At 74.5% G+C, this 20,800-nt stretch carries 18 protein-coding genes; 5 read left to right on the top strand and 13 right to left on the bottom strand.

What is annotated here, in order from left to right:
• Window positions 1-112 precede the first annotated feature (112 nt).
• The 3 genes from ACF089_RS32905 to ACF089_RS32895 form a co-directional block, all read right to left on the bottom strand.
• Window positions 113-415: a hypothetical protein gene (locus tag ACF089_RS32905; RefSeq protein ID WP_392034838.1), complete on the bottom strand. Its 303-nt coding sequence runs from the start codon at window positions 413-415 to the stop codon at window positions 113-115.
• 182 nt (window positions 416-597) lie between these two features.
• On the bottom strand, window positions 598-1,500 hold the full coding sequence (locus ACF089_RS32900; RefSeq protein WP_392034835.1) for a serine hydrolase: 903 nt from the start codon (window positions 1,498-1,500) through the stop codon (window positions 598-600).
• A complete protein-coding gene (locus ACF089_RS32895) occupies window positions 1,497-2,396 on the bottom strand; it encodes a LysR family transcriptional regulator (protein WP_392034832.1) in 900 nt (299 codons plus the stop codon). The genes ACF089_RS32900 and ACF089_RS32895 overlap by 4 nt, the downstream gene beginning before the upstream one ends.
• A 152-nt stretch (window positions 2,397-2,548) precedes the next feature.
• On the opposite strand from ACF089_RS32895, the gene bla reads away from it, so the two are divergent.
• Window positions 2,549-3,484 carry a class A beta-lactamase gene (bla, locus tag ACF089_RS32890; RefSeq protein ID WP_392034829.1) on the top strand — a complete coding sequence of 312 codons (936 nt, stop codon included), beginning with the start codon at window positions 2,549-2,551 and terminating at the stop codon, window positions 3,482-3,484.
• 78 nt (window positions 3,485-3,562) lie between these two features.
• On the opposite strand, the gene ACF089_RS32885 is transcribed toward bla, so the two are convergent.
• Window positions 3,563-4,543 carry a PaaX family transcriptional regulator C-terminal domain-containing protein gene (locus ACF089_RS32885; protein WP_392034826.1) on the bottom strand — a complete coding sequence of 327 codons (981 nt, stop codon included), beginning with the start codon at window positions 4,541-4,543 and terminating at the stop codon, window positions 3,563-3,565.
• The gene (locus ACF089_RS32880) at window positions 4,540-5,175 is read right to left on the bottom strand and encodes a GNAT family N-acetyltransferase (RefSeq protein WP_392034824.1); all 636 of its coding nucleotides are present in this window, start codon (window positions 5,173-5,175) and stop codon (window positions 4,540-4,542) included. Before ACF089_RS32880 ends, ACF089_RS32885 begins: the two co-directional genes overlap by 4 nt.
• Before the next feature lie 364 nt (window positions 5,176-5,539).
• Between ACF089_RS32880 and ACF089_RS32875 the strand changes: the two genes are divergently transcribed.
• Window positions 5,540-6,550, top strand: coding sequence for an alpha/beta hydrolase family protein (locus ACF089_RS32875; RefSeq protein ID WP_392034821.1), 1,011 nt, complete (start codon window positions 5,540-5,542; stop codon window positions 6,548-6,550).
• 70 nt (window positions 6,551-6,620) lie between these two features.
• Here ACF089_RS32875 and ACF089_RS32870 read toward each other — a convergent pair whose 3' ends face one another.
• Window positions 6,621-7,565, bottom strand: coding sequence for a hypothetical protein (locus ACF089_RS32870; RefSeq protein ID WP_392034818.1), 945 nt, complete (start codon window positions 7,563-7,565; stop codon window positions 6,621-6,623).
• Window positions 7,566-8,094: 529 nt separating this feature from the next.
• Between ACF089_RS32870 and ACF089_RS32865 the strand changes: the two genes are divergently transcribed.
• A complete protein-coding gene (locus ACF089_RS32865) occupies window positions 8,095-8,544 on the top strand; it encodes a DNA-binding protein (protein WP_392034815.1) in 450 nt (149 codons plus the stop codon).
• Window positions 8,545-8,596: 52 nt separating this feature from the next.
• Here the strand turns inward: ACF089_RS32865 and ACF089_RS32860 are convergent, their stop codons facing one another.
• On the bottom strand, window positions 8,597-9,880 hold the full coding sequence (locus ACF089_RS32860) for a geranylgeranyl reductase family protein (protein WP_392034812.1): 1,284 nt from the start codon (window positions 9,878-9,880) through the stop codon (window positions 8,597-8,599).
• A 101-nt stretch (window positions 9,881-9,981) separates the two neighbouring features.
• Here ACF089_RS32860 and ACF089_RS32855 point away from each other — a divergent pair, with 101 nt between their 5' ends.
• Window positions 9,982-10,491, top strand: a complete 510-nt coding sequence (locus ACF089_RS32855; RefSeq protein ID WP_392034809.1) for a GNAT family N-acetyltransferase — start codon at window positions 9,982-9,984, stop codon at window positions 10,489-10,491.
• 128 nt (window positions 10,492-10,619) lie between these two features.
• On the opposite strand, the gene ACF089_RS32850 is transcribed toward ACF089_RS32855, so the two are convergent.
• The 4 genes from ACF089_RS32850 to ACF089_RS32835 all read right to left on the bottom strand — a co-directional run bounded on the left by ACF089_RS32850 (window position 10,620) and on the right by ACF089_RS32835 (window position 14,353).
• A complete protein-coding gene (locus ACF089_RS32850; RefSeq protein ID WP_392034807.1) occupies window positions 10,620-11,318 on the bottom strand; it encodes a demethylmenaquinone methyltransferase in 699 nt (232 codons plus the stop codon).
• Window positions 11,319-11,350: 32 nt separating this feature from the next.
• Entirely contained in the window at window positions 11,351-12,004 is a 654-nt protein-coding gene (locus ACF089_RS32845) for a hypothetical protein (protein ID WP_392034805.1), read from the bottom strand.
• Window positions 12,005-12,011: 7 nt separating this feature from the next.
• Complete coding sequence (gene mqnC / locus ACF089_RS32840; protein ID WP_392034802.1) at window positions 12,012-13,211, bottom strand: cyclic dehypoxanthinyl futalosine synthase; 1,200 nt, start codon at window positions 13,209-13,211, stop codon at window positions 12,012-12,014.
• Window positions 13,212-13,450: 239 nt separating this feature from the next.
• Window positions 13,451-14,353 carry a menaquinone biosynthetic enzyme MqnA/MqnD family protein gene (locus tag ACF089_RS32835; RefSeq protein ID WP_392034799.1) on the bottom strand — a complete coding sequence of 301 codons (903 nt, stop codon included), beginning with the start codon at window positions 14,351-14,353 and terminating at the stop codon, window positions 13,451-13,453.
• A gap of 416 nt (window positions 14,354-14,769) precedes the next feature.
• On the opposite strand from ACF089_RS32835, the gene ACF089_RS32830 reads away from it, so the two are divergent.
• Window positions 14,770-14,973, top strand: coding sequence for a cold-shock protein (locus ACF089_RS32830; RefSeq protein WP_003967102.1), 204 nt, complete (start codon window positions 14,770-14,772; stop codon window positions 14,971-14,973).
• A gap of 160 nt (window positions 14,974-15,133) precedes the next feature.
• Here ACF089_RS32830 and ACF089_RS32825 read toward each other — a convergent pair whose 3' ends face one another.
• Together ACF089_RS32825 and ACF089_RS32820 are read right to left on the bottom strand one after the other, a co-directional pair.
• Window positions 15,134-16,480 carry a M1 family metallopeptidase gene (locus ACF089_RS32825; RefSeq protein WP_392034796.1) on the bottom strand — a complete coding sequence of 449 codons (1,347 nt, stop codon included), beginning with the start codon at window positions 16,478-16,480 and terminating at the stop codon, window positions 15,134-15,136.
• The gene (locus ACF089_RS32820; protein WP_392034793.1) at window positions 16,477-20,514 is read right to left on the bottom strand and encodes a Pls/PosA family non-ribosomal peptide synthetase; all 4,038 of its coding nucleotides are present in this window, start codon (window positions 20,512-20,514) and stop codon (window positions 16,477-16,479) included. Before ACF089_RS32820 ends, ACF089_RS32825 begins: the two co-directional genes overlap by 4 nt.
• Between the last annotated feature and the right edge of the window lie 286 nt (window positions 20,515-20,800).

Here is a 20,800-nt window from a genome sequence, read left to right as displayed (position 1 = left end):
CCGGGCCGGCGAGTGTCCGCCCGACGGGGCCGACGGGAACTCCTCCCGCCGGCCCCGTCGGCGTATCCGCGGACGGCGGGGCGACGGCCGGACGCGGGGCGGGCCGGCCGGCTCAGCCGTCGGGGTTGGCCTCCAGGCGGGTCAGGTCCATGTCGTCGAGAAGGGCCTCATGGGTGCGCCCGCTCATATGGGCGTCCTTCTCGATCTCGACGGCGGCCCAGCCGGTGAGGCTCATGACCAGGACGCGCAGCCCGTCGCTCCCGTACCGCTCCAGCACCTCGTCGGCGGTGCGGAGGGCTTCTTCGGGGATGCGCTCCTCGGGGTAGGCGCCGACCACTCTGCGCAGCAGGCTGACGGAGATGTGCGAGATGTCCGGGGCGATGGCTCGCAGCCGTCGGTCCTCAGCTTCGTCCACGGGATTTCCCCCTCTGTCGAATGCGCGGGGGCCGCTCCGTCACCCCCGAGTCCGCGTCCCCCCGCACCGACCAGTTTCCACCCCCGCCGCCGCGTACACGGGCGGATCGCGCGAATCGGCCGGTTCCGCCCGGAGCGCGTCCTCGGGGCGGTCCGGCGCGCCCCCGGGCGCGCCGGGCGCGGTCAGAGCTGCCGGAGCCGGTCGCGCAGCCGGCGGGCGGCCTGCGCCATCAGCGCGTCGGCGCCGGGCTGGGCACTGGCCGGAACGAGCGACTCGGTCAACACGGCGATCGCGAAGACCTGTCCGTCCAGATGCTCCACGACGCCCATCTCATGACGGAGGTTGAGCAGGGTGCCGGTCTTGGAGGACCAGGTGGCGGCGTCGGAGCTGAAGTCCGGGGCGAGCCGGTGCCGGAGCACGTTGTGGGCCATGAGACCGCGCACCCGCCCGGCCGTCTCCGGGTCGATCGCCGAGGGCGTCCACAGGGCCTGGAGCAGGTCCACGCAGGAGCGCGCGTCGGCGGTGTTGGCGCGGGCGGTGTCGAGCTGCGGCACCCGGTGGCCGCGGCCGCCGGTGCCCGCGTCGATGGCGAGGGCGTGGGCGAGATGGGCCTGGTCCGCGTCGAGCCGTTCCACGGGGGTGTCGGACAGCTCGCGCATGCCGTGCCGGACGGTGATGCCCGAGATCCCCAGCTCGCGGAGGATCTCGGCGACCCGGGCGGGCGGGGTGAGTTCGAACAGCGCGTCGGCGGCGGCGCCGTCGCTCAGACAGGTGCTCAGATAGAGCAGATCGTCGATCGCGATCCGGGCGGGGTGGCGGAACCGGCTGAGCCCGGTGGGGCCGGGCGTGGTGATCAGCCCGGGCCGTACGTCGATCGCCGCCGCGCCGTCCAGCTCGCCCCGCCGGACGCGCTCCGCGGTGGCCAGCGCCAGCGGGACCTTCACCAGGGAGGCGCAGGGGAGCCGGAGGTCCGGCTCGATCCCCAGCTCCTGACCGGTGCGCAGATCCCGTACGAGCAGGCCGGCGCGCAGCCCGCCGTCGCCCAGCTCCCGGCGCAGATCCCGCAGGAGTCTCTCGCTGTTCACGCGGGCGCTCCTTCCCCGGCGGCCGGCCGGGCGTCCGCGCCGAGACAGCGGGCGACGGCGTCGCCGAGGCGGGCCGCGAGGTGCTGGGGGTTGCCGTCCGCCGAGGCGGCGAGGGCGAATCCCCGGCGGAGCGCGATCTCGCCGATCGGCCGCCAGTGCAGGGCGAGTTCCCCGGCCTGCGCCGGGGAGCACAGCAGCAGATCGCCGCTCCGGTAGACCTCCGCCGCCGCGGTCGTCAGCTCGGCGGCGGCGAGCTGCACGGGCCGCAGGCCGACCGCCTCGCACAGCCGCGTCAACGGGTCGCGTAGGTGCGGTACGTCGTCCTCGGGCTGGATCCAGACGCGCCGCGCGGGGCCCGGGGAGGCCCGGCCGAGCCGCAGCGTCTCCAGATAGACGCGCCGCACTCCGGGATCGCGCGCCCCGGCGAGCCCGAGCGGCAGCGACCAGCCCGCCTCGTCGGCGGGGACCGCGAGCAGGGCGGCGCGCACCTGCTGCGCGAGGACGAGTTCCGCGCGCCGCGTCGGCGGCGCGAGCCGCAGGTCGAGCGTGATGCCGTGGTCCCGTGCCTCGGCGATCAGCCGGGCGAGCGCGGCGGTGGAGCAGACGTCGGGCATCGCGAGCCGCCAGGGCCTGTGCCGGGCGTCCTCCGCCTCGTGCAGCAGTTCGTCGGCGGCCCGCACCAGCCGCCGGGCGGCCGGGAGCAGATCCCGGCCGAAGGGGGTGAGCACGGCCCGCCGGGTGGTGCGCTCGAACAGCTGCTCGCCGAGGCGTTCTTCCAGGGCGGCGACGCGACGGCTGGCCACCGACTGCGCCATCCCGGCGGCGGCGGCTCCGGCGGTGAAACCGCCGTACTCGCCGACGCTCACGAACGCGCGGCACGCTCCCACCAGATCCACGACCGAACTCTATGCCGGTTCGGCATGGAACAGCGCGTTCGCGTATTGGACCGCATGGACGGGCGGGGGCGAGGGTGTTCCCGGCCCCACGGCCGCCCATCGGGCGGAAGCCGTGCCGCTCCCTCTCCTGCCCCCGCTCCGGAGGTTCCGACATGCAGCACACCCGTACCCGCCGCGCCGCTCCGCTCGCGCTCGCCGCGCTGCTCCTCGTACCGCTCGCCGCCTGCGGCCGGGACGAGTCGGCCGCCCCGCCCGGCGCGGGGACGAGGACGACGGCGGCGGCGGAGCCGGGCGCGGCCCCGGAGCCGTACGTACGCGAGTTCGCCCGGCTTGAGCGGGAGTTCGACGCGCGGCTGGGCGTGTACGCCGTGGACACCGGCACCGGGCGCGAGGTGGCCCACAACGACGGCGCGCGCTTCCCCTTCGCCTCCACGGTCAAGGCGCTCGCGGCGGGCGCGGTGCTCAGGGAGCGCTCGCTGGGCGGGATGGACCGGGTCGTGACCTACTCGCGGGACGATCTGGTCCCCCACTCCCCCGTGACCGGGAAACACGTCGGGACCGGGATGAGTCTGCGGGCGCTCTGCGACGCGGCGGTCCGCCACAGCGACAACACCGCGGCCAATGTGCTCTTCGACGAGCTGGGCGGGCCGGCCGGTCTGGACGCGGTGCTGGAGGAGATCGGCGACGACGTCACCCGGGTGGAGCGCCGCGAGCCGGAGCTGAACCGCTGGGCGCCGGGCTCCGCCAGGGACACGAGCACGCCCCGGGCCATGGCGGGGAGTCTGCGCGCGTTCGCGCTCGGGGACGCGCTCGGCGAGGGCGAACGCGCGCTGCTCGACGAGTGGCTGCGGACCAACACCACCGGGGACGATCTCATCAGGGCCGGGGTGCCCGAGGGGTGGACGGTCGGCGACAAGACCGGGACGGGCGGCGGGTACGGGGCCCGCAACGACATCGCCGTGGTCCGGCCGCCCGGCTCCGCCCCCATCGTCATGGCGATCATGTCGAACCGGGACGGGGAGGACGAGAAGCACGACGACAGGCTGATCGCCGAGGCGGCGTCGGTGGTGGCCGGGACGCTGTCGTAGCGAGGGGGCTGAGCCTGCGGGGGCGGTCGGCGGGGCGTGCGGACGACCGGCGGGGCGTGCGGCGGGTCGGCTGGCGGGTCAGCCGGTCTCGTGCCCGGGCTCGGGCTCCGGGTCCGGGTCCGGGTCCGTTCGTGAGCCCGTTCGTGAGCCCGGATCCGGGTCCGGCTCCGGGGCCGTTTCCGGGAGTACGGAGTCGTAGAGCCGGAAGAGCCTCGGCCCGTGCCGCCCGGGGTCGCGGGACTCGTCGCGGCGGCGGAGCAGGGTCCAGCACTCGGCGACGAGGGCGCGGGCCCGGGCGCCCGGCCAGGGACTCGGCAGCAGTTCGGGCGGGAGCAGCGGATCGGGCTCCATGGCGCGGGTGAACTCGGCGGCGAGTTCGACCGCGACGGTCAGCAGCTCCGGGCCGGGGATCTCGGCCCCGGAACGCAGCCGTTCGAGGCGGGGGCGGGCGACGGCGGCGAGGCGGTCGTGGCGCTCGGCGATCTCCGCCAGCGGCCAGAGCGCGCGGGCGAGGGCCGCCGGATCGCTCTCGCCGCCCCGGCGCAGCTCGCCGGTGGTGAGGAGGGTGAGGCGGTCGAGGAGGCCCAGGGAGCGCGCGAGGTCCTCGACATGGGGCTCCCAGGCGTTGGCGCCGACGTAGAGCCCGCCCTGGAGCGGTGCGCCGCCGAGCCGGCCGAGGCCGGTGCGCAGCGCGTCGCGGGCAGCGCGGGAGGTCTCGGGCACGGCGAAGGCGACGAGACGCCAGCGGCCGTCCCAGGGGGCGAGCCCGGCGTCCTGCCGGAAGGCGTGGGCGACGAAGCCGACATCGGGCTCCAGGGCGCGTTCGGTGTCCCCGGCGGCGCGCAGAACGGCCTTGCGCCCCCGCCCCTCGTGGGTGAAGCGCCCTTCGGCGACGAGCCGTTTGACGCAGAGCCGCACCTGCTGGTCGCTCATGCCCAGCAGGGGCGCGGTGGCGTACAGCTCGGCGGTGTCGACCGTGTGGTCCTCGCGGACGAGCGCCTCGACGAGCGTCCGGGTGGCCACCTGGACGGGCGGCCGCGCGTGGGGGCTGGTGGTCATGGTCTGGTGTGCCTCGCGGACGCGGTGAGGGAACGGCGCATGGTGGTGACCGCGCCGAATCCCATCAGCGTCCGCAGATACGGCGTGCGCCGGGTGCGGACGGCGATGAAGCCGCGCCGCTCGTACAGCGCCCTCGCTCGGGGATTGACGTCGATCACGTCCAGTCTGACCTCTTGGCAGCCGAGTTCCAACGCGACCGTGACCACCTCCTTGAGGAGCAGGCTGCCGATGCCCAGGCTCCGGGCCCCGGCGGCCACCGCGACGCTGTCCAGCCACAGCCGGCCGGGGGCGTCGGCGTGCTCCAGCAGGGCGAGCAGCGCGAGCCGGCGCGGGGCCGAGGCCCAGCCGTACGCGCGCAGGACGTCGGCGGCCGTGGCGCGGGTCGCGGAGCGGTCCGCGTGCTGGTAGCCCGCGAGGCCGACGAGTTCGCCGTCCAGCAGGGCGCAGACGGCCCGGTCCGGGTCGAGATGGGCCGCGAGGAAGGCCACGGCCTTCTCGGGCGGGTTCAGCGCCGGGCCGAGTTTGCGGCCGAACGCCTCCCAGTACAGCTCGGCCGCCCGGCGCCCGGCCCCAGCGGGGATGCCCCGGCGGACGGTGATGTCGCCTCGGCGGCTCTCGTCGTCAGCTCTCATGAACGCCGATCTTATGCCATAAGAACGATCGTAGCGAGTACGATCGTTTCTTGAACGATACTTCGGGAGGTGGGCGCGGGTGCGATTCCAGGGTGGGTACGGCCGGGTCGGGGGCGAGGCGGTCCGGGGCGAGACGGTCCCGGGCGGCGGGGCCAAGGGCGGGGAAGGGAACGGGAACGGGGACGGGAACGGGGACAGGGGGGACGACCGGGCCGGGGGCGGCCGGGGCGGCCGGTTCCGCGAGGCCCGGAGCCCAGGCGGCCGAGGCAGACGGGGCGGCCGAGACAGACGGGGCGGGCGAGACAGACAGGACGGCCGGGGCGGTCGGGGTCGGTTGCGGCGGGTCCTGGTGTGGGGTCTGGTCATGGCGCTGCTGGCCGGCTCCGGGATCGTCGCGGTCGTGCTGTGGCAGCACTCGTACGACATGGACGAGCGGCGCGTCACGATCCGGCGGGACGGCCACACCCTGCACGCCGTGCTCACCGCCCCCCGGGGCGGCGACGGGAAACCGCGCCCCCTGGTGGTGGTGATCCATGGCGACGGGCCCGTGGACGCCACCCACGAGGACGGCTACAAGCCCCTGTGGGAGGCGTACGCGCGGGCCGGCTACGCGACCCTGTCCTGGAGCAAACCGGGCGTCGGGGGCGCGCCCGGCGACTGGCTCGGCCAGTCCATGGCCGACCGGGCCGCCGAGGCCGTCGCCGCCATCGGCTGGGCCCGCTCCCAGGACGGCGTCGATCCGGACCGGATCGGGCTGTGGGGCGCGAGCCAGGCCGGCTGGGTGCTGCCGAAGATCGTCGAGCGGACCCCGGTGGACTTCGTCATCGCCGTCGCACCCGCGGTCAACTGGCTCCGGCAGGGCCGCCACCACCTGCTGGCCGAACTGAGGAAGCGGGGCGCGTCCCCGGCCACGGTCGACGAAGAGATCGCCCGCAGCGATCTGACCCGCCGCCTCCTGGCCCGGGGGGCGAGCTTCGAGGAGTACACGAGGGCCATGGGCGGGCCCGGGGAGATGACCGCCGGGCGCTGGGGCTTCATCACCAGGAACCACACCGCCGACGTCACCGCCGATCTGCCCGCCCTGCGCGGTGTGCCGCTGCTGCTGATGCTCCCGGGGCAGGACGTGCACGTCGACACGGCCGAGACCGGGACCGTCTACCGCCGGGAGCTGGCCGCCGGCGGCGGGCTGACCGTCCGGCACTACCCCGACGCGGCCCACACCCTGGTGCGCGCGGAGCTGGGGGAGTCCGGCCCCGCGCTCACCCTCACCGCGCTCCTCGCCCCCCGCTCGCTCTTCGCGAAGGACGCCCTCGGCGACCAGGAGCGCTTTCTGCGCGGCCTGCGGGAGACGGAACGGCCGGTACGGGGGGACTGAGCCGGGCCCCCGCCCCCGCCCCCGGAGGGACCGCGACCGGTGGCCGGTCCCGATCCCTCCGGTCCTTCGCTCAGACCCGCCCGGCGGTGTCCGCGAGGACCTCCGTCAGCGCGGCGCGCAGCCGTTCGTAGCCCGGGGCCAGCCGCCGCAGCTCCCGCTCCAGGGCGATGTCGTCATGGGTGGCCAGCGGGTGCTGGAGCCCGCCGAGGATCCGGGCCTGGCCCGCGGCGACGGCGGCGGGGCCGGGGAGGCGCAGCGCGGCCAGGCAGCCGGCCGCGTCGGCGAGGCGGCGGGCGCCGACCTTCACGGCGAAGAACTGGAGATGGTCGCGGAGGCCCGCGTCGAGCCCCCGGGCCACCTGGCCGGCCAGCGCCTCCACCGCGTCGGCCCCGCCGAGCGAGCCCGGGGGCGCGGTCGGTCCCCCCTGCCCGGCGAGCCACTCGACGGCCCGGGGCAGCGAGCGGCTGAGCGCCTCGTGCGGTGTGACCTCGTACCGCCGGACGAAACCGGTCCGCATCACGAACGGCTCGTCGGTGTAGTCGACCGTCTTCGCCCGCCACGCCTCCAGGAACGCCCCCGTCGGCAGAGTCGCGTACGGGTGCCCCTGCGGGTCGTGGAGGAGCACGGTGTCGTCCTGGACGTCGAGCACCACGACGTAGTGGTCGCCGCCGCCGGGGTTCGGGGTGCCCGGCCGGTAGAGCAGCAGCCCGAGATCGACCGGACCGGCCAGCACCGGGCCTACGGCACTGGCGGCGCGCAGCCGGGCGAGCGCCTGGGCCGGCGTGCCCCCGGCGGTGCGCTCGCGGCCGTGACCGAGGAGGGCGACGGCGGCGTCCAGGCCCTGTTCCGGGTCCCAGCCGTACGGGTCGAAGAACGGCAGCGCGCCGGCCAGCTGGACGCCGAAGGGCGAGCCGGTGAGCGTCTCGATCACACCGGGCGGGGGCGCGGCGGGGCCGAGCAGCATCGCGAGGGAGTTGGCGTAGCAGTAGGGGCCGGAGCCGATGTAGGGATGCATCAGGGGGCCGTCCTTCCATGAGTGCCGGTCGGGGCGTCACGGCAACTCCAGGCCCTCACACGGGGGCAAGGTCAAGCACGGCCGGTCACCCGGAGGCCCGACGGGCGGCGTACGGGGCCGTGCCCGCCGTCTCACGGCCGGCCTGCGGCGCACAGCGCGAGGAGCACCGGCCCGTCGCCGTCCTGGCGGGGACGGAGAGCGGCCGGCGCCGGCAGGGCCTTCGGCTCGGCCCTGGCTTACACCGGGTTGCCGTCGTACGCGAGATTCCCTGCCGGCGGTATTACGTTCCAGGTATGAGCGGTCACGCGGCGCCCCAGGCCGTCGAGCGGGCCGGCGAGAGATCCGTGTCGCTCGCCCAGTCATTGATCAAGGAAGTCGAGGAACGCACCGGCGAGAGCGGGTTCTCCTCCGTAGTGGTTGAAGCTCTGGAGGAATGGCTCGCCGCGCAGAAGCTCCGCGAGGTCGTGACCGCCGACCGCGAGGCGTTCGGGCCCGTCTCCGCCGAAGCACGGCGGCAGGCGGAGCGGGAATGGCGAGCAAGCGCCTCAAGATCAAGGCGAAGAGCGAGGGCACACTCGTCCTGGACGCCCAGGGGCTGTCACCGCACGTGGACGGTGACGAGGGGATGCGTGCGCGCGTCGAGGTCGCTCAGCAGAGCGGGCGGCGCGTAGCGCTCTCCGCGTTGACGCCCTTGGAGGCGCGCCGAACGGGAGAGGCTGCCGAGCGACTCCCGTTCCTGCTGTCCCGGTTCGACGTGAAACCGGTCAATGAAGCGGTGACGGACGCCGCAGCGAAGCTGCTGGACGTTTCGGGCCTCGACGGGCACGAATGCCTTGCGGACGCGCTGGTGGTGGCCACGGCCGCACTCTGCACTCCTCCGGTGCTCCTCGTCACTTCTGACAGGTCGCACATCCCGGCGCTGTGCAAGGCCGCCGAGGAGCTTCCCGGCTCGCCGAAGGTGAAGATCGTCAACGTGTGACGGCCGAACGCGGTGAGCCGGGCCGCCCGGCGGGCGGCCCGGCCTCGACCGGTCAAGCGCGGGGCGCCGCCTTCGACAGGCCGTTGATGATGCGGTCCATCGCGTCCCCGCCGGTCGGGTCGGTCAGATTCGCCAGCATCTTCAGGGTGAAGCGCATCAGCATCGGGTGGGTCAGCCCCCGCTGGGCCGCGATCTTCATGACCTTGGGGTTGCCGATCAGCTTCACGAACGCCCGGCCCAGCGTGTAGTAGCCGCCGTAGGTGTCCTTGAGGACCTTCGGGTAGCGCTGGAGGGCCAGTTCGCGGTGGGCGGGGGTGGCGCGGGCGTGGGCCTGGACGATGACGTCGGCGGCGATCTGCGCGGACTCCATGGCGTAGGCGATGCCCTCGCCGTTGAACGGGTTGACCATCCCGCCCGCGTCGCCGATGAGCAGCAGCCCCCGGGTGTAGTGCGGCTGGCGGTTGAAGGCCATCGGCAGCGCCGCGCCCCGGATCGGGCCGGTCATGTTCTCGTCGGTGTAGCCCCACTCCTCGGGCATGGAGGCGCACCAGGCCTTCAGCACCTCGCGCCAGTCCAGCTCCTTGAAGGCGGAGGAGGTGTTGAGCACGCCGAGGCCGACGTTGGAGGTGCCGTCGCCCATGCCGAAGATCCAGCCGTAGCCGGGCAGCAGCCGGTCCTGGGCGCCCCGGCGGTCCCACAGTTCGAGCCAGGACTCCAGATAGTCGTCGTCGTGGCGGGGCGAGGTGAAGTACGTGCGCACCGCGACGCCCATCGGGCGGTCGTCGCGCCGGTGCAGACCCATCGCCAGGGAGATCCGGGAGGAGTTGCCGTCGGCGGCCACGACCAGCGGCGCGTGGAAGGTGACCGGGGTCTTCTCCTCGCCGAGCTTGGCCTTGACGCCGGTGATCCGGCCGGTGCGGTCGTCGATGACCGGCTCGCCGACATTGCACCGCTCGTACAGCCGCGCGCCTGCCTTCTGTGCCTGCCGGGCGAGCTGCTCGTCGAAGTCGTCGCGCTTGCGGACCAGTCCGTAGTCCGGGTAAGAGGCGAGTTCCGGCCAGTCGAGCTGGATCCGCACTCCGCCGCCGATGATCCGCAGGCCCTTGTTCCGCAGCCAGCCGGCCTCTTCGGAGACGTCGATGCCCATGGCGACGAGCTGCTTGGTGGCGCGCGGGGTGAGCCCGTCGCCGCAGACCTTCTCGCGGGGGAACGCCGTCTTCTCCAGCAGCAGCACGTCCAGTCCCGCCTTGGCGAGGTAGTACGCGGCCGTGGAGCCGGCCGGGCCTGCCCCGACGACGATCACATCGGCGCTGTGTTCGGAGAGGGGCTCGGTCACGGCGGGTTCTCCCGAAGACTCGAAATAGGGCGTGCCGATCGGCACAGGACATGTGCAGTCTAGGGGGGCGTACCGATCAACCTACTGAAGGGCTCCCCCCTATGAGCAGGCTCCTCCCCGCCGTACGGCTGCGCGTGCCCACCGACGAGGACGCCCACGCCTGGCACCGGGCGTTCGACGACCCCGAGGTGATGCGGTTCCTCGGCGGACGCGGCGCGGAGTTGTCCGTGTACGAGGAGTTGACGGCGCGGCAGCGCAGACACGACGCGGAGCTGGGCTTCTGTCTGTGGACACTGCTGGACGAGGAGGGCGGGGTCGCGGGCTTCACCGGTGCGCAGCCGTGGCCGCACAAGAACTTCGGCCCGGTCGGGGAGATAGAGATCGGCTGGCGGCTGGGCCGGTCGGCGTGGGGCCGGGGGTACGCGACGGCCGCCGCCCGGCTGACGCTGGAGCGGGTGCGGGCGGCCGGGGTCGGCGCGGTGGTGGCGATGGTCGACCCGGGCAATGAGCGTTCGGCGGCGGTGGTGCGGCGGCTCGGGATGGCGCGGGCGGAGACGTTCGTCAAGCCGGACGGGGTGCGCGAGGCCCACTGCTACCGGATGGCGCTCTGACGGAACGGCGGGGGCCCGGGGCCGGGCCCCCCGTACCGCCGACAGCCGTCGGGTCCGGACCGTGGAAGGATCCGGACCCGGGCCGGGGCCGGACCAGGCGGCGGACCTGGACCCGGGCCCGGCGGCGGTCAGGCCTCGGGCTTCGTGCCCCGGTGCAGCGCCACGATCCCGCCGGAGAGATTGCGCCAGGCCGCCCGGGCCCAGCCCGCCCGCTGGAGGATCGCCGCCAGCTCGGGCTGGTCCGGCCAGGACTGGATGGACTCGGCGAGATAGACGTAGGCGTCCGGGTTGGACGACACGGCGCGGGCCACCGGGGGCAGCGCGCGCATCAGATACTCCTCGTACACCGTCCGGAACGGCGCCCAGGTCGGGTGGGAGAACTCACAGATCACGATGCGGCCGCCGGGCCTGGTCACCCGCTGCATCTCGCGCAGCGCCGTCTCGGTCTCCCGCACATTGCGCAGGCCGAAGGAGATGGTGACCGCGTCGAACACCCCGTCGCGGAACGGCAGCCGGGTCGCGTCGCCCGCCGTCAGCGGCAGCCAGCCGTGCCGCTTCTTGCCCTCCCGGAGCATTCCGAGGGAGAAGTCGCAGGGGACGACGTACGCGCCGTCCTGGGCGAAGGGGAGCGAGGACGTGCCCGTGCCCGCCGCGAGGTCGAGGACCTTCTCGCCGGGGCGGGCGGCGACGGCCTTCGCGACCTCCTTGCGCCAGCGGCGGTCCTGACCGAGCGAGAGAACATCGTTGGTCAGGTCGTAGTTGGCCGCGACGTCATCGAACATCGAGGCGACTTCGTGCGGCTGCTTGTCCAGGGATGCTCTGATCACGCTCCCCATTCAAGCAGGGCGGCGGGCCCGGCTCACGAGCGGCGGTGCACCAGCCGCCCGGCCAGGACGGTCGCCACACAGCTCGCCGCTCCGAGCCGCTCCAGCGCACCTGGCCAGGGCTCGTCCACGGGGACGGCGAAGACCGCGAAGTCGGCCGGGGCGCCGACCGCGAGCGGGCCGTCGAGCAGGGTTTCGGGGGGCGCGTACGCGATGGGGTCCAGGGACGCGGGGCGGTCCGGGGAGCCCGGTCCGGCGCCCGGGGCGGCGTCCCGTACCCGCAGGCCCGCGCGGCTCACCGCGATGCGCACGGAGGGCCGGGCGAAGGGGCCGGTCACCGCCGTGACGCCGTGCGCCAGCAGCCGCTGGAGCCCGCGCCGGGCGCTGCCGCCCCACCGGGCCCCGTCCGGGGCGAGCGCCTCCAGCGCGGCCCCGGTGACCGGCTCCGTGCCCAGTTCGGCCGCCTCGCGCGGGTCGGGGTGGTAGGCCCACTCCAGGAGTTCCCCGGCGCGCGGATGGCGCAGCCCGGGCGTCAGCAGGCCCGGCCAGCGGCGTACCCGTGCCGTGGGGTACGCGGCGGTCAGCTCCTCGTACGGGCCCAGTGCGGCGATCCGGCCGGTGTCGACGGCCACGGCGGCCGCGCCGGGGACGCCGGCGAGGACCGCGTCGGCCGTGTGCAGGGTGAGCAATCGGGGCTCAGTTGGCGTTGAGGAGCTTCAGCTCCGGATGGGCCGTGCCGCCCTCGATCGCGGTCGAGGAGATGTGCGAGACCACCCGCTCGTCGACCGGGTCGTCGGCCGGGTCGGTGTGGACGACGACATGCTCGTACGTCGTGGTCCGCTGCGCCGGGACGCGGCCCGAGCGGCGGATCAGGTCGATGATCTCCTGGCGGTTGGAGCGGTGCCGGGCGCCCGCCGAGGAGACGACGTTCTCCTCCAGCATGATCGAGCCGAGGTCGTCCGCGCCGTAGTGCAGCGACAGCTGGCCGACCTCCTTGCCGGTGGTCAGCCACGAGCCCTGGATGTGGGCGACGTTGTCGAAGAAGAGCCGGGCGATCGCGATCATCCGCAGATATTCGAAGATCGTCGCGTGGGTGCGGCCCTTGAGCTTGTTGTTCTCCGGCTGGTACGTGTACGGGATGAAGGCCCGGAAGCCGCCCGTCCGGTCCTGTACGTCACGGATCATCCGCAGATGCTCGATGCGCTCGGCGTTGGTCTCGCCGGTGCCCATCAGCATGGTGGAGGTGGACTCCACGCCCAGCCCGTGCGCGATCTCCATGATCTCCAGCCAGCGCTCGCCGGACTCCTTGAGCGGGGCGATCGCGGTGCGGGGCCGTGCGGGCAGCAGTTCGGCGCCCGCGCCCGCGAAGGAGTCCAGGCCCGCCGCGTGGATCCGGGTGATGGCCTCCTCGGCGGAGACCTTGGAGATCCGGGCCATGTGCTCGACCTCGGACGCGCCGAGGGAGTGGATGACCAGCTGGGGGAAGGCGGACTTGATGGCGGAGAAGTGCTCCTCGTAGTACTCGACGCCGTAGTCCGGGTGGTGGCCGCCCTGGAACATGATCTGGGTGCCGCCCAGCTCGACCGTCTCCGCGCAGCGGCGCAGGATGTCGTCGAGGTCCCGGGACCAGCCCTTGCCGGTGTCCTTCGGAGCGGCGTAGAAGGCGCAGAACTTGCAGGCCGTGACGCACACATTGGTGTAGTTGATGTTGCGCTCGATGATGTACGTCGCGATGTGCTCCGTACCCGCGTAGCGACGGCGGCGCACGGCGTCGGCCGCACTGCCCAGCGCGTGGAGCGGGGCCGAGCGGTAGAGGTCGAGGGCCTCTTCCGGGGTGATCCGGCCGCCTTCGGCGGCGCGGTCCAGCACGGACTGGAGGTCGGCCTTCTCGGTCACCGGGTGTCACCTTTCGGCGGGTTTGCCAGAGCCTGATGGGAAGCGTCTGCGGGCCCGGCCAGCCTACGCCAGAGGGGCGGGCGGGCCGAGGGGCGGGCGCGGGCGGGCGGGCGTCCCGGGCCCGCGCCCGGCTCGCGGCGGTACGCGCCCGGGCGGCGCCGGGTCCGCGTCGGGTCCGCGCGCCGCCGTCCCTTCGCCTTCCCCCCCAGCGCCCCGGTGTCCCCAGGCGGCCCCCGGCGTCACCAGGAGCGGCCGGCCCCGGGGCCGGGGGCGCCCAGCAGCTCCACGGTCACATCGGCGGGGAAGCCGGCGGCCGACCCGGTGCGGCGGGCGAACTCGCGGACGCCTTCGAGCTGGTCGGGGCCGAAGCGGAAGTCGAGGGTGCGGAAGTACCGCTCCAGCAGCTCCGCGTCGAAGGTCTCCCAGCGGGCGGCCTGCTCCGCCACCTTGGCCACCTCCTCCAGCGAGAGGTTCCGCGAGGCGAGGAACGCCCGGTGCACCTCGTGCACCAGGTCCTCCTCCCGGGCCAGATAGTCCTTGCGGGCCGCCCAGACCGCGAAGACGAACGGCAGTCCCGTCCACTCCTTCCACAGCAGCCCCAGATCGTGGACCTCCAGACCGAGGCGGGGCGCGTCGTGGAGCGAGGCCCGGAGCGCGGCGTCGCCGATGAGGACCGCCGCGTCGGCCTCACGCATCATCAGACCGAGGTCGGGCGGGCAGGTGTAGTAGTCGGGCCGCACCCCGTACCGCTCGGCCAGCAGCAGCCGCGCCAGCCGTACCGAGGTGCGGGAGGTGGAGCCGAGGGCGACCCGGGCCCCGTCGAGACTCTCCAGCGGGCGCTGGGACACGATCACACAGGACATGACCGGGCCGTCGCAGCCGACCGCCAGATCGGGAAAGGCGACGAGCTGATCGGCATTGCGCAGGAATTCCACCAGGGTGACCGGCGCGATATCGAGGTCGCCGCGCACCAGCCGCTCGCTGAGCTTCTCCGGGGTGTCCTTGGACAGCTCCAGGTCGAGAAGGGTTCCGGTGCGGGCCAGTCCCCAGTACAAGGGGAGACAGTTGAGGAACTGGATATGGCCGACGCGGGGACGGCTGCGGCGGCGGTCGGTTGCTGTGCTTTCTCCAAGACTGTCCACAAAGGCGAGGCTAGACCTCCGGGGCCGCTCCCGGGCGGCGGGGGGCGCACGCGGGTCGCACCGCTCCACGGGGGTCGCGGGCTCCGCTCCCGGCGACCGGCCCCCGGCCTCCCCGCGACGGGTCCCGGGGACGGGCGCACCCCCTGCGAGCTGCGCCGGGGCCGGTCTTGCCGGGCGCACGGCCCGACGGAGGCCGACCGGCGCGTCAGTGCGCGGCCGGGCGCTTCAAGCGTCCGAGTGAAGTGATCTTTCCCTCTACCGCTGCGAACACAGTGCGTGCTAGGCTCGACGCAAGTTGCAGTTTGGTTTCCCTTGCAGTACAGAGCCTGCGGAGCATGTGACCCGCAGGCTTTTGTAGTTTTCAGACTTGTTTGCAGGTTCTGGAGCAGGGCAACCCTTTGGCCCAAGGAGGGCTTATGGCTACCGGAACCGTCAAGTGGTTCAACGCTGAAAAGGGCTTCGGCTTCATCGCCCAGGACGGCGGCGGCCCGGATGTCTTCGTCCACTACTCCGCGATCAACGCGTCTGGTTTCCGCTCTCTCGAGGAGAACCAGGTCGTGAACTTCGACGTCACCCAGGGCCCGAAGGGCCCGCAGGCGGAGAACGTCACCCCGGCCTAGTCAGCCAGGGTCGGCGATCGCGCACGACTAGCAGTACCCAAGGAGCCCCGGCCTTTCGAGGACCGGGGCTCCTGCCTTTTCCCGGAACGCCCGGACGTAACTAAGCAGATCGGGATGCATCCGCACGTACCGGGACAACCGGCCGCCATGGCCCCGCCCGTCAGTCCGGGGGCGCGAGATCCGGCAGCCGGGCCTCGTACAGCCAGCGGGTGAAGAGCCCCGCCGTCGGCCGCCGGGCGTGCCGGGCCGCCAGCTCCACGAACTCCTCCGTCGTCACCACCCCGTGCCGGTGCGTCGCGGTCCACTCCCGCAGCAGCGCCGCGAAGGCCGGGTGCCCGATCTCCGTGCGCAGCGCGTGCAGGGTCAGCGCGCCCCGTTCGTAGACCCGGTCGTCGAAGAGCCGGCGCACCCCCGGGTCGGCGATCCGGATGTCCTGGTCCAGCCGGGCGAGCCGGGCGTGGGAGCGGCTCGCCAGCACCGCGGCCGACGGGCCGCCGGCCGCCTCGGACCAGAGCCACTCGGCGTACTTGGCGAAGCCCTCGTTGAGCCAGATGTGCCGCCAGTCGGCCACCGTGAGGCTGTTGCCGAACCACTGGTGGGCCAGCTCGTGGGCGATCAGCCGCTCGCTGCCGCGCCGCCCGTCCACATGATTGGCCCCGAAGACCGACAGCCCCTGCGCCTCCACGGGCACGTCCAGCTCCTCGTCGACCACCACGACCTGGTAGTCCTCGAAGGGGTAGGGCCCGAAGAGGTCCTGGAAGAGGCTCATCATCATCGGCTGCCGGGCGAAGTCGTGCTCGAAGGGGCCGCCGGTCAGCGCGCGCGGCACCGCCGCGGGCTGCGGCACGGCCCCGGCCCCCGTCCCCGCGCCCGCCACCTCGACCAGTTCGTACGGGCCGATCTGCACCGACGCCAGATAGGAGGCCATCGGCGCGGGCTGCTCGTACACCCAGGTCGTGGTGGAGGCGCCGATCGTGCGGGAGACCAGGGAGCCGTTCGCGACCACGGCGTACGGGGTCGGGGCGGTCACCGCGATCCGGTAGACCGCCTTGTCGTCGGGCCGGTCGTTGCACGGGAACCAGGAGCGCGCGCCGTGCGGCTGGGAGGCCACCAGCGCGCCCTCCTCCAGCTGCTCCCAGCCCAGCTCGCCCCACTCGCGGGTGCGGACGGGCTGCGGCACCCCGGCGTAGCGGACCTCCACGGTGAAGGGCGTCCCGGGCGGCAGCGGACGGGCGGGCTGGATCCGGAGCCGGTCGCCGCGATGGGTGTAGCGGGCCGGGGGACGGCCGTCGACCAGCACCTTCGTCAGCCGGAACCGTCCGAGGTCGAGATCGAAGGCGGTGAGCGGCCCGGGGGCCGTGCCCGGCGCGCCGCCCGATCCGGCGATCGCGGCGACCAGGGCCCGGCCGGTGAGCCGTCCGGTGTGCGGGATGTACTCCACCCGCAGGTCGTACGAGGTGGTGCGGTAGCGGTCGTCGCCATGGAGCGGGAAGTACGAGTCCGTCACGTGCGTCCTTCGTTCGCGTCGGGCCGCAGGGGGGACCCGGCGGTCTCGCCCCGGGCGGCCTTCGGCCGTTTCCGGTCGCGCGGCGGCTTCCAGACGGCGATCGGATTGCCCAGCCAGCGGGTGCCGGCGGGCACCCGCTCCCCGCGCATCACCAGCGACGCGGGGCCGACCGTCGACCGGTCCCCGAGCACGGCGCCGGGCAGCGCGATGCCGTGCGGGCCGAGGGTGGCGCCCGCCCCGAGGACGACATTGTCCATCCGCATGATCCGGTCGTGGAAGAGGTGGGTCTGCACCACACAGCCCCGGCCGACGCTCGCGCCGTCCCCGACGGCGACCAGATCGGCCTCCGGCAGCCAGTACGTCTCGCACCACACCCCGCGCCCGATCCGGGCCCCGAGCCCGCGCAGCCACAGGCTCATCAGCGGGGTGCCGCCGGTCGCGCCCACCAGCCAGGGCACGGCGAGCACCTCCACGAAGGCGTCCGCCAGCTCATTGCGCCAGACGAACGAGGACCACAGCGGGTGCTCGACCGCCCGGAAGCGGCCCGCCAGCAGCCATTTCGCGGCCAGCGCGAGCAGCGCGGCGACCGTGCCCGCCGCCAGCAGCAGAACGCCGCCGAGGAGCACCGCGACCGGATGCCCGAAGCGCTCCGCCACCGTGCCGAAGGCGATGATCCCGAGGACCGCGAGCGTCGCGGAACAGATCACCGGAACGATTCTGCACAGCTCGACGGCGGCCCGCGCCCACTTCAGCCGGGCCGGCGGGGCGAACGTACGGCTCTGATCGCCCTCCTCGGCGGCCCGGGGCAGCCGCATCGGCGGCATCCCCAGCCAGGAACTGCCCGCCTTGGCCCGCTTCGGGGCGGACGACAGCACCCCGACCAGACCCCGCTTGGGCACCCGGCGGCCGGCGGCCGTCATGCCCGAATTGCCGAGGAAGGCACGCTTGCCGACCCGGGCCCCGGCGATCCGGAGCCGTCCGCCGCCCAGCTCGTACGAGGCCACCATCGTGTCGTCGGCGAGGAACGCGCCGTCGCCGACCGTGGTCATGGCGGGCACCGCCAGCACGGTGGACGCCTCCACGCCCCGGCCCACCTTCATCCCGAGCGCCCGCAGCCACACGGGCGTGGCGAGGCTCGCGTACAGCGGGAAGAGCTGCACCCGCGCCATGTCCATCAGCCGCTCCGTCGCCCACGCCTGCCAGGCGATCCGGCCGTGCACGGGGTGGCTGCCCTCGCGCAGCCCGATGCTCAGACCCCGTACGCCGACGAGGATCAGCAGCGCGTACGCCGTCAGGGCGGCGAGCGTCGCGAGCGGCACCGCGGCGAGCGGGGAGCCGGACAGCCGCATGATCAGCAGGGCGGGGAGGGCCGCGATCGCGGGGAGCAGACCGAGGACGAGCGAGGTCAGCGCGTAGCCCGCGGTCCAGCGGGCCCGGCGCGGCGGGCGGGGGCCGGGGGCCGGGCGGGCCTTGCCCCTGCGGGTGGCGGGCGCCCCGGACCAGCGCTCGCCCGCCGGGACCGTCCCGGTGACGGCCGAGCCCGGAGCGATCTCCGAGCGCTTGCCGATCCGCGCTCCGGGGAAGAGGGTGCTGCGCGCGCCGACGACGGCGTCCGCGCCGATCCGGACCGGCCCGATGTGCAGCCGGTCGCCGTCGAGCCAGTGCCCGCCGAGATCCACCTCGGGTTCGACGGCCGCGCCCCGGCCGAGCCGCAGCAGCCCGGTGACCGGCGGCAGCGAGTGCAGATCGGCGTCGTCGCCGACCCGGACGCCCAGGGCCCGCGCGTAGTACGTCAGCCAGGAGCCGGCCAGACCGGTCGCCCCGCTCAGCCCGGCGAGGCGCTCGGCGGTCCACAGCCGCAGATGGACCCGGCCGCCGCGCGGATGGACGCCCGGACGGACCCCGCGCAGCAGCAGCCGCGCGCCCCCGGCCGCGATGGCGATCTTCCCGGGCGGGCTGATCACCAGCAGCCAGCCCAGCGCGATCCACCACCAGGAGACGGCGGGCCCGGCGAGCGCGAGCACATTGTTCACCGCGGCGGCGACCACGCTCCACCGCAGACCGGCGACGGTGAGCAGGGGGACCATGAGGGCCAGCTGCGCGAGCTGCGCCCGCCGGGGCACGGGGCGTACGGGACGGGCCTCGACGGCCTTCGCGGGGCCCGCCTCCAGGGTGCGGGCGAGCGCGCCGAGGGCGGGGTGCTGGTAGACGTCGCCGACGGAGCCGGTCGCGTACCGCTCCCGGATGCGGGAGACCAGCTGGGCGGCGGCGAGGCTGCCGCCGCCGACGGCGAAGAAGTCGGTGTCGGGGCCGGTGACGGTCGCGCCGAGGATTTCGGCCCACTGGGCGGCGAGCCAGGCCTCGGTCTCGTTCAGCTCGGTCCCGGTGCCGGTGCCGGTGCCGGTTTCGGTGTCCGCCGTGGGGGCGGTGTCCGGGAGCGGCCAGGGCAGCGCGTCCCGGTCGACCTTGCCCGAGGTACGGGTCGGCAGCTCGGCCACCACCGCGAGCCGGGGCACCAGCGCCGCCGGAAGCTCGCCGGTCAGCAGCTCCCGGGCGGCCGACAGGTCGAATCCCGGCGTGTCGGTGTCGGTGTTCGGGTCCGTGTCCGTGTCCGTGTCCGGGTCCGGGTCCGGGTCCGTGTTCGCGTCGCCGGGGGCCGGGCGGTCCGGGACGACATAGCCGATCAGCAGCTGGTGCCCGGCGGGGGTGGTGCGGACGGCGGCGGCCGCCCCGGCGACGCCGGGGAGGGCCTGGAGCGCCGCGTCGACCTCGCCGAGTTCGACCCGGCGGCCGCCGAGCTTGATCTGCTCGTCCGCGCGGCCCAGGAAGATCAGTCCCGCCGCCTCCGCCCGGACCAGATCCCCGCTGCGATAGGCGCGGGACCAGCCGAGGGCGGGCAGCGGGGCGTACTTCTCGGCGTCCTTGTCCGGGTCCAGATAGCGGGCCAGACCCACGCCCCCGATGACCAGCTCGCCGCTCTCCCCGAGCGGCACCACCTGGCCGCGGGCGTCCACGACCGCCAGCTCCCAGCCGTCGAGCGGCAGCCCGATCCGGACCGGCCCCCCGCCGGTGAGCCGGGCGGCGCAGGCGACGACGGTCGCCTCGGTGGGCCCGTAGGTGTTCCAGACCTCGCGCCCGGGGACGGCGGTGCGCTCGGCCAGCTCGGGCGGGCACGCCTCACCGCCGAAGATCAGCAGCCGTACGCCGTCCAGCGCCTCGGCCGGCCAGAGCGCGGCCAGGGTGGGGACGGTGGACACGGCGGTGATCCGCTGCTCGACCAGCCAGGGGCCGAGGTCGAGCCCCGTCCGTACGAGGGAGCGCGGCGCGGGCACCAGCGCGGCGCCGTGCCGCCAGGCGAGCCACATCTCCTCGCAGGAGGCGTCGAAGGCCACCGAGAGCCCGGCGAGCACCCGGTCGCCCGGGCCCAGCGGGCTCCGCCGCAGAAAGAGCCCGGCCTCGGCGTCCACGAAGGCCGCCGCGGCGCGATGGGTGACCGCGACGCCCTTGGGCTTCCCGGTGGAGCCCGAGGTGAAGATGATCCAGGCGTCGTCCCCGGGCCCGGGGGCGGTCCCGGCCCGGGGCGAGGCCCCGGAGCGCCCGCCCCGGAGCGCGAGCCGCCGTCCCTCGCCCAGCACCGCGCGGACGGCGGACTCGGCGAAGACCAGCTCGGCCCGCTCGTCGGGGTCCTCGGCGTCCACGGGGACATAGGCCGCGCCCGCCGCGAGGACGGCGAGGATCGACACGTACAGATCGGCCGTCCCGGACGGCACCCGCACCCCGACCCGGTCGCCCGGGCCGATGCCCTCGTCCGCCAGCCGCCGCCGCAGGGTCTCCACCTCCCCGGCGAGGGCCCGGTAGGTGAGCGGGGCGACGCCGTCGTCCACGGCGAGCGCGTCCGGCGCCCGGCGGGTCGTCTCGTCGAGGATGTCCAGCAGCGTCCGCTCGGGAGCCGCGCGCCCCGCGGTGAAGAGGGCGGGCGCTCCGGCGGGGAGGCCGGGGTCGATCAGGGCCGGGGTGCCGGGGGCGAAGGTCATCCAGCGCACCCGTCGCCGGGCGGCGGAACCCTGCGGGCGGCGGGCGGCCGCTCCTCGCGAGACGGGCTGGTACGCATCTCTCACTCTCCATGGGTCGTGTGGAGTGCGCCGCGATGCCGTGCCGCGCACGGCAAACGAGGAGTTTATCCGTTGATGCCCCGACTCGCCTGATCTGGGTCCCCTCGACGATCAGGAGCGTACTCCTGAATCACCCCTGACACCCCTCGACCGACGCCCCACGGGCCGCACAAGCCCCTGGCGTCATCACACCAACGCCCCGGCACCT

Source organism: Streptomyces sp. NPDC014894, from assembly GCF_043080985.1.
Taxonomy (GTDB): domain Bacteria; phylum Actinomycetota; class Actinomycetes; order Streptomycetales; family Streptomycetaceae; genus Streptomyces.
The sequence above is the reverse complement of the archived record's forward strand: the minus strand, read 5'-3'. Positions and strand labels throughout refer to the sequence as shown.

Excerpts from the sequence above, each read along its gene's own strand:
- ACF089_RS32880 (WP_392034824.1), bottom strand. The coding sequence starts at position 5,175 with ATGAGAGCTGACGACGAGAGCCGCCGAGGCGACATCACCGTCCGCCGG.
- ACF089_RS32870 (WP_392034818.1), bottom strand. The coding sequence starts at position 7,565 with ATGCATCCCTACATCGGCTCCGGCCCCTACTGCTACGCCAACTCCCTC.
- ACF089_RS32885 (WP_392034826.1), bottom strand. The coding sequence starts at position 4,543 with ATGACCACCAGCCCCCACGCGCGGCCGCCCGTCCAGGTGGCCACCCGG.
- bla (WP_392034829.1), top strand. The coding sequence starts at position 2,549 with ATGCAGCACACCCGTACCCGCCGCGCCGCTCCGCTCGCGCTCGCCGCG.
- ACF089_RS32875 (WP_392034821.1), top strand. The coding sequence starts at position 5,540 with ATGGCGCTGCTGGCCGGCTCCGGGATCGTCGCGGTCGTGCTGTGGCAG.
- ACF089_RS32830 (WP_003967102.1), top strand. The coding sequence starts at position 14,770 with ATGGCTACCGGAACCGTCAAGTGGTTCAACGCTGAAAAGGGCTTCGGC.
- ACF089_RS32820 (WP_392034793.1), bottom strand. The coding sequence starts at position 20,514 with ATGACCTTCGCCCCCGGCACCCCGGCCCTGATCGACCCCGGCCTCCCC.
- ACF089_RS32855 (WP_392034809.1), top strand. The coding sequence starts at position 9,982 with ATGAGCAGGCTCCTCCCCGCCGTACGGCTGCGCGTGCCCACCGACGAG.
- ACF089_RS32865 (WP_392034815.1), top strand. The coding sequence starts at position 8,095 with ATGGCGAGCAAGCGCCTCAAGATCAAGGCGAAGAGCGAGGGCACACTC.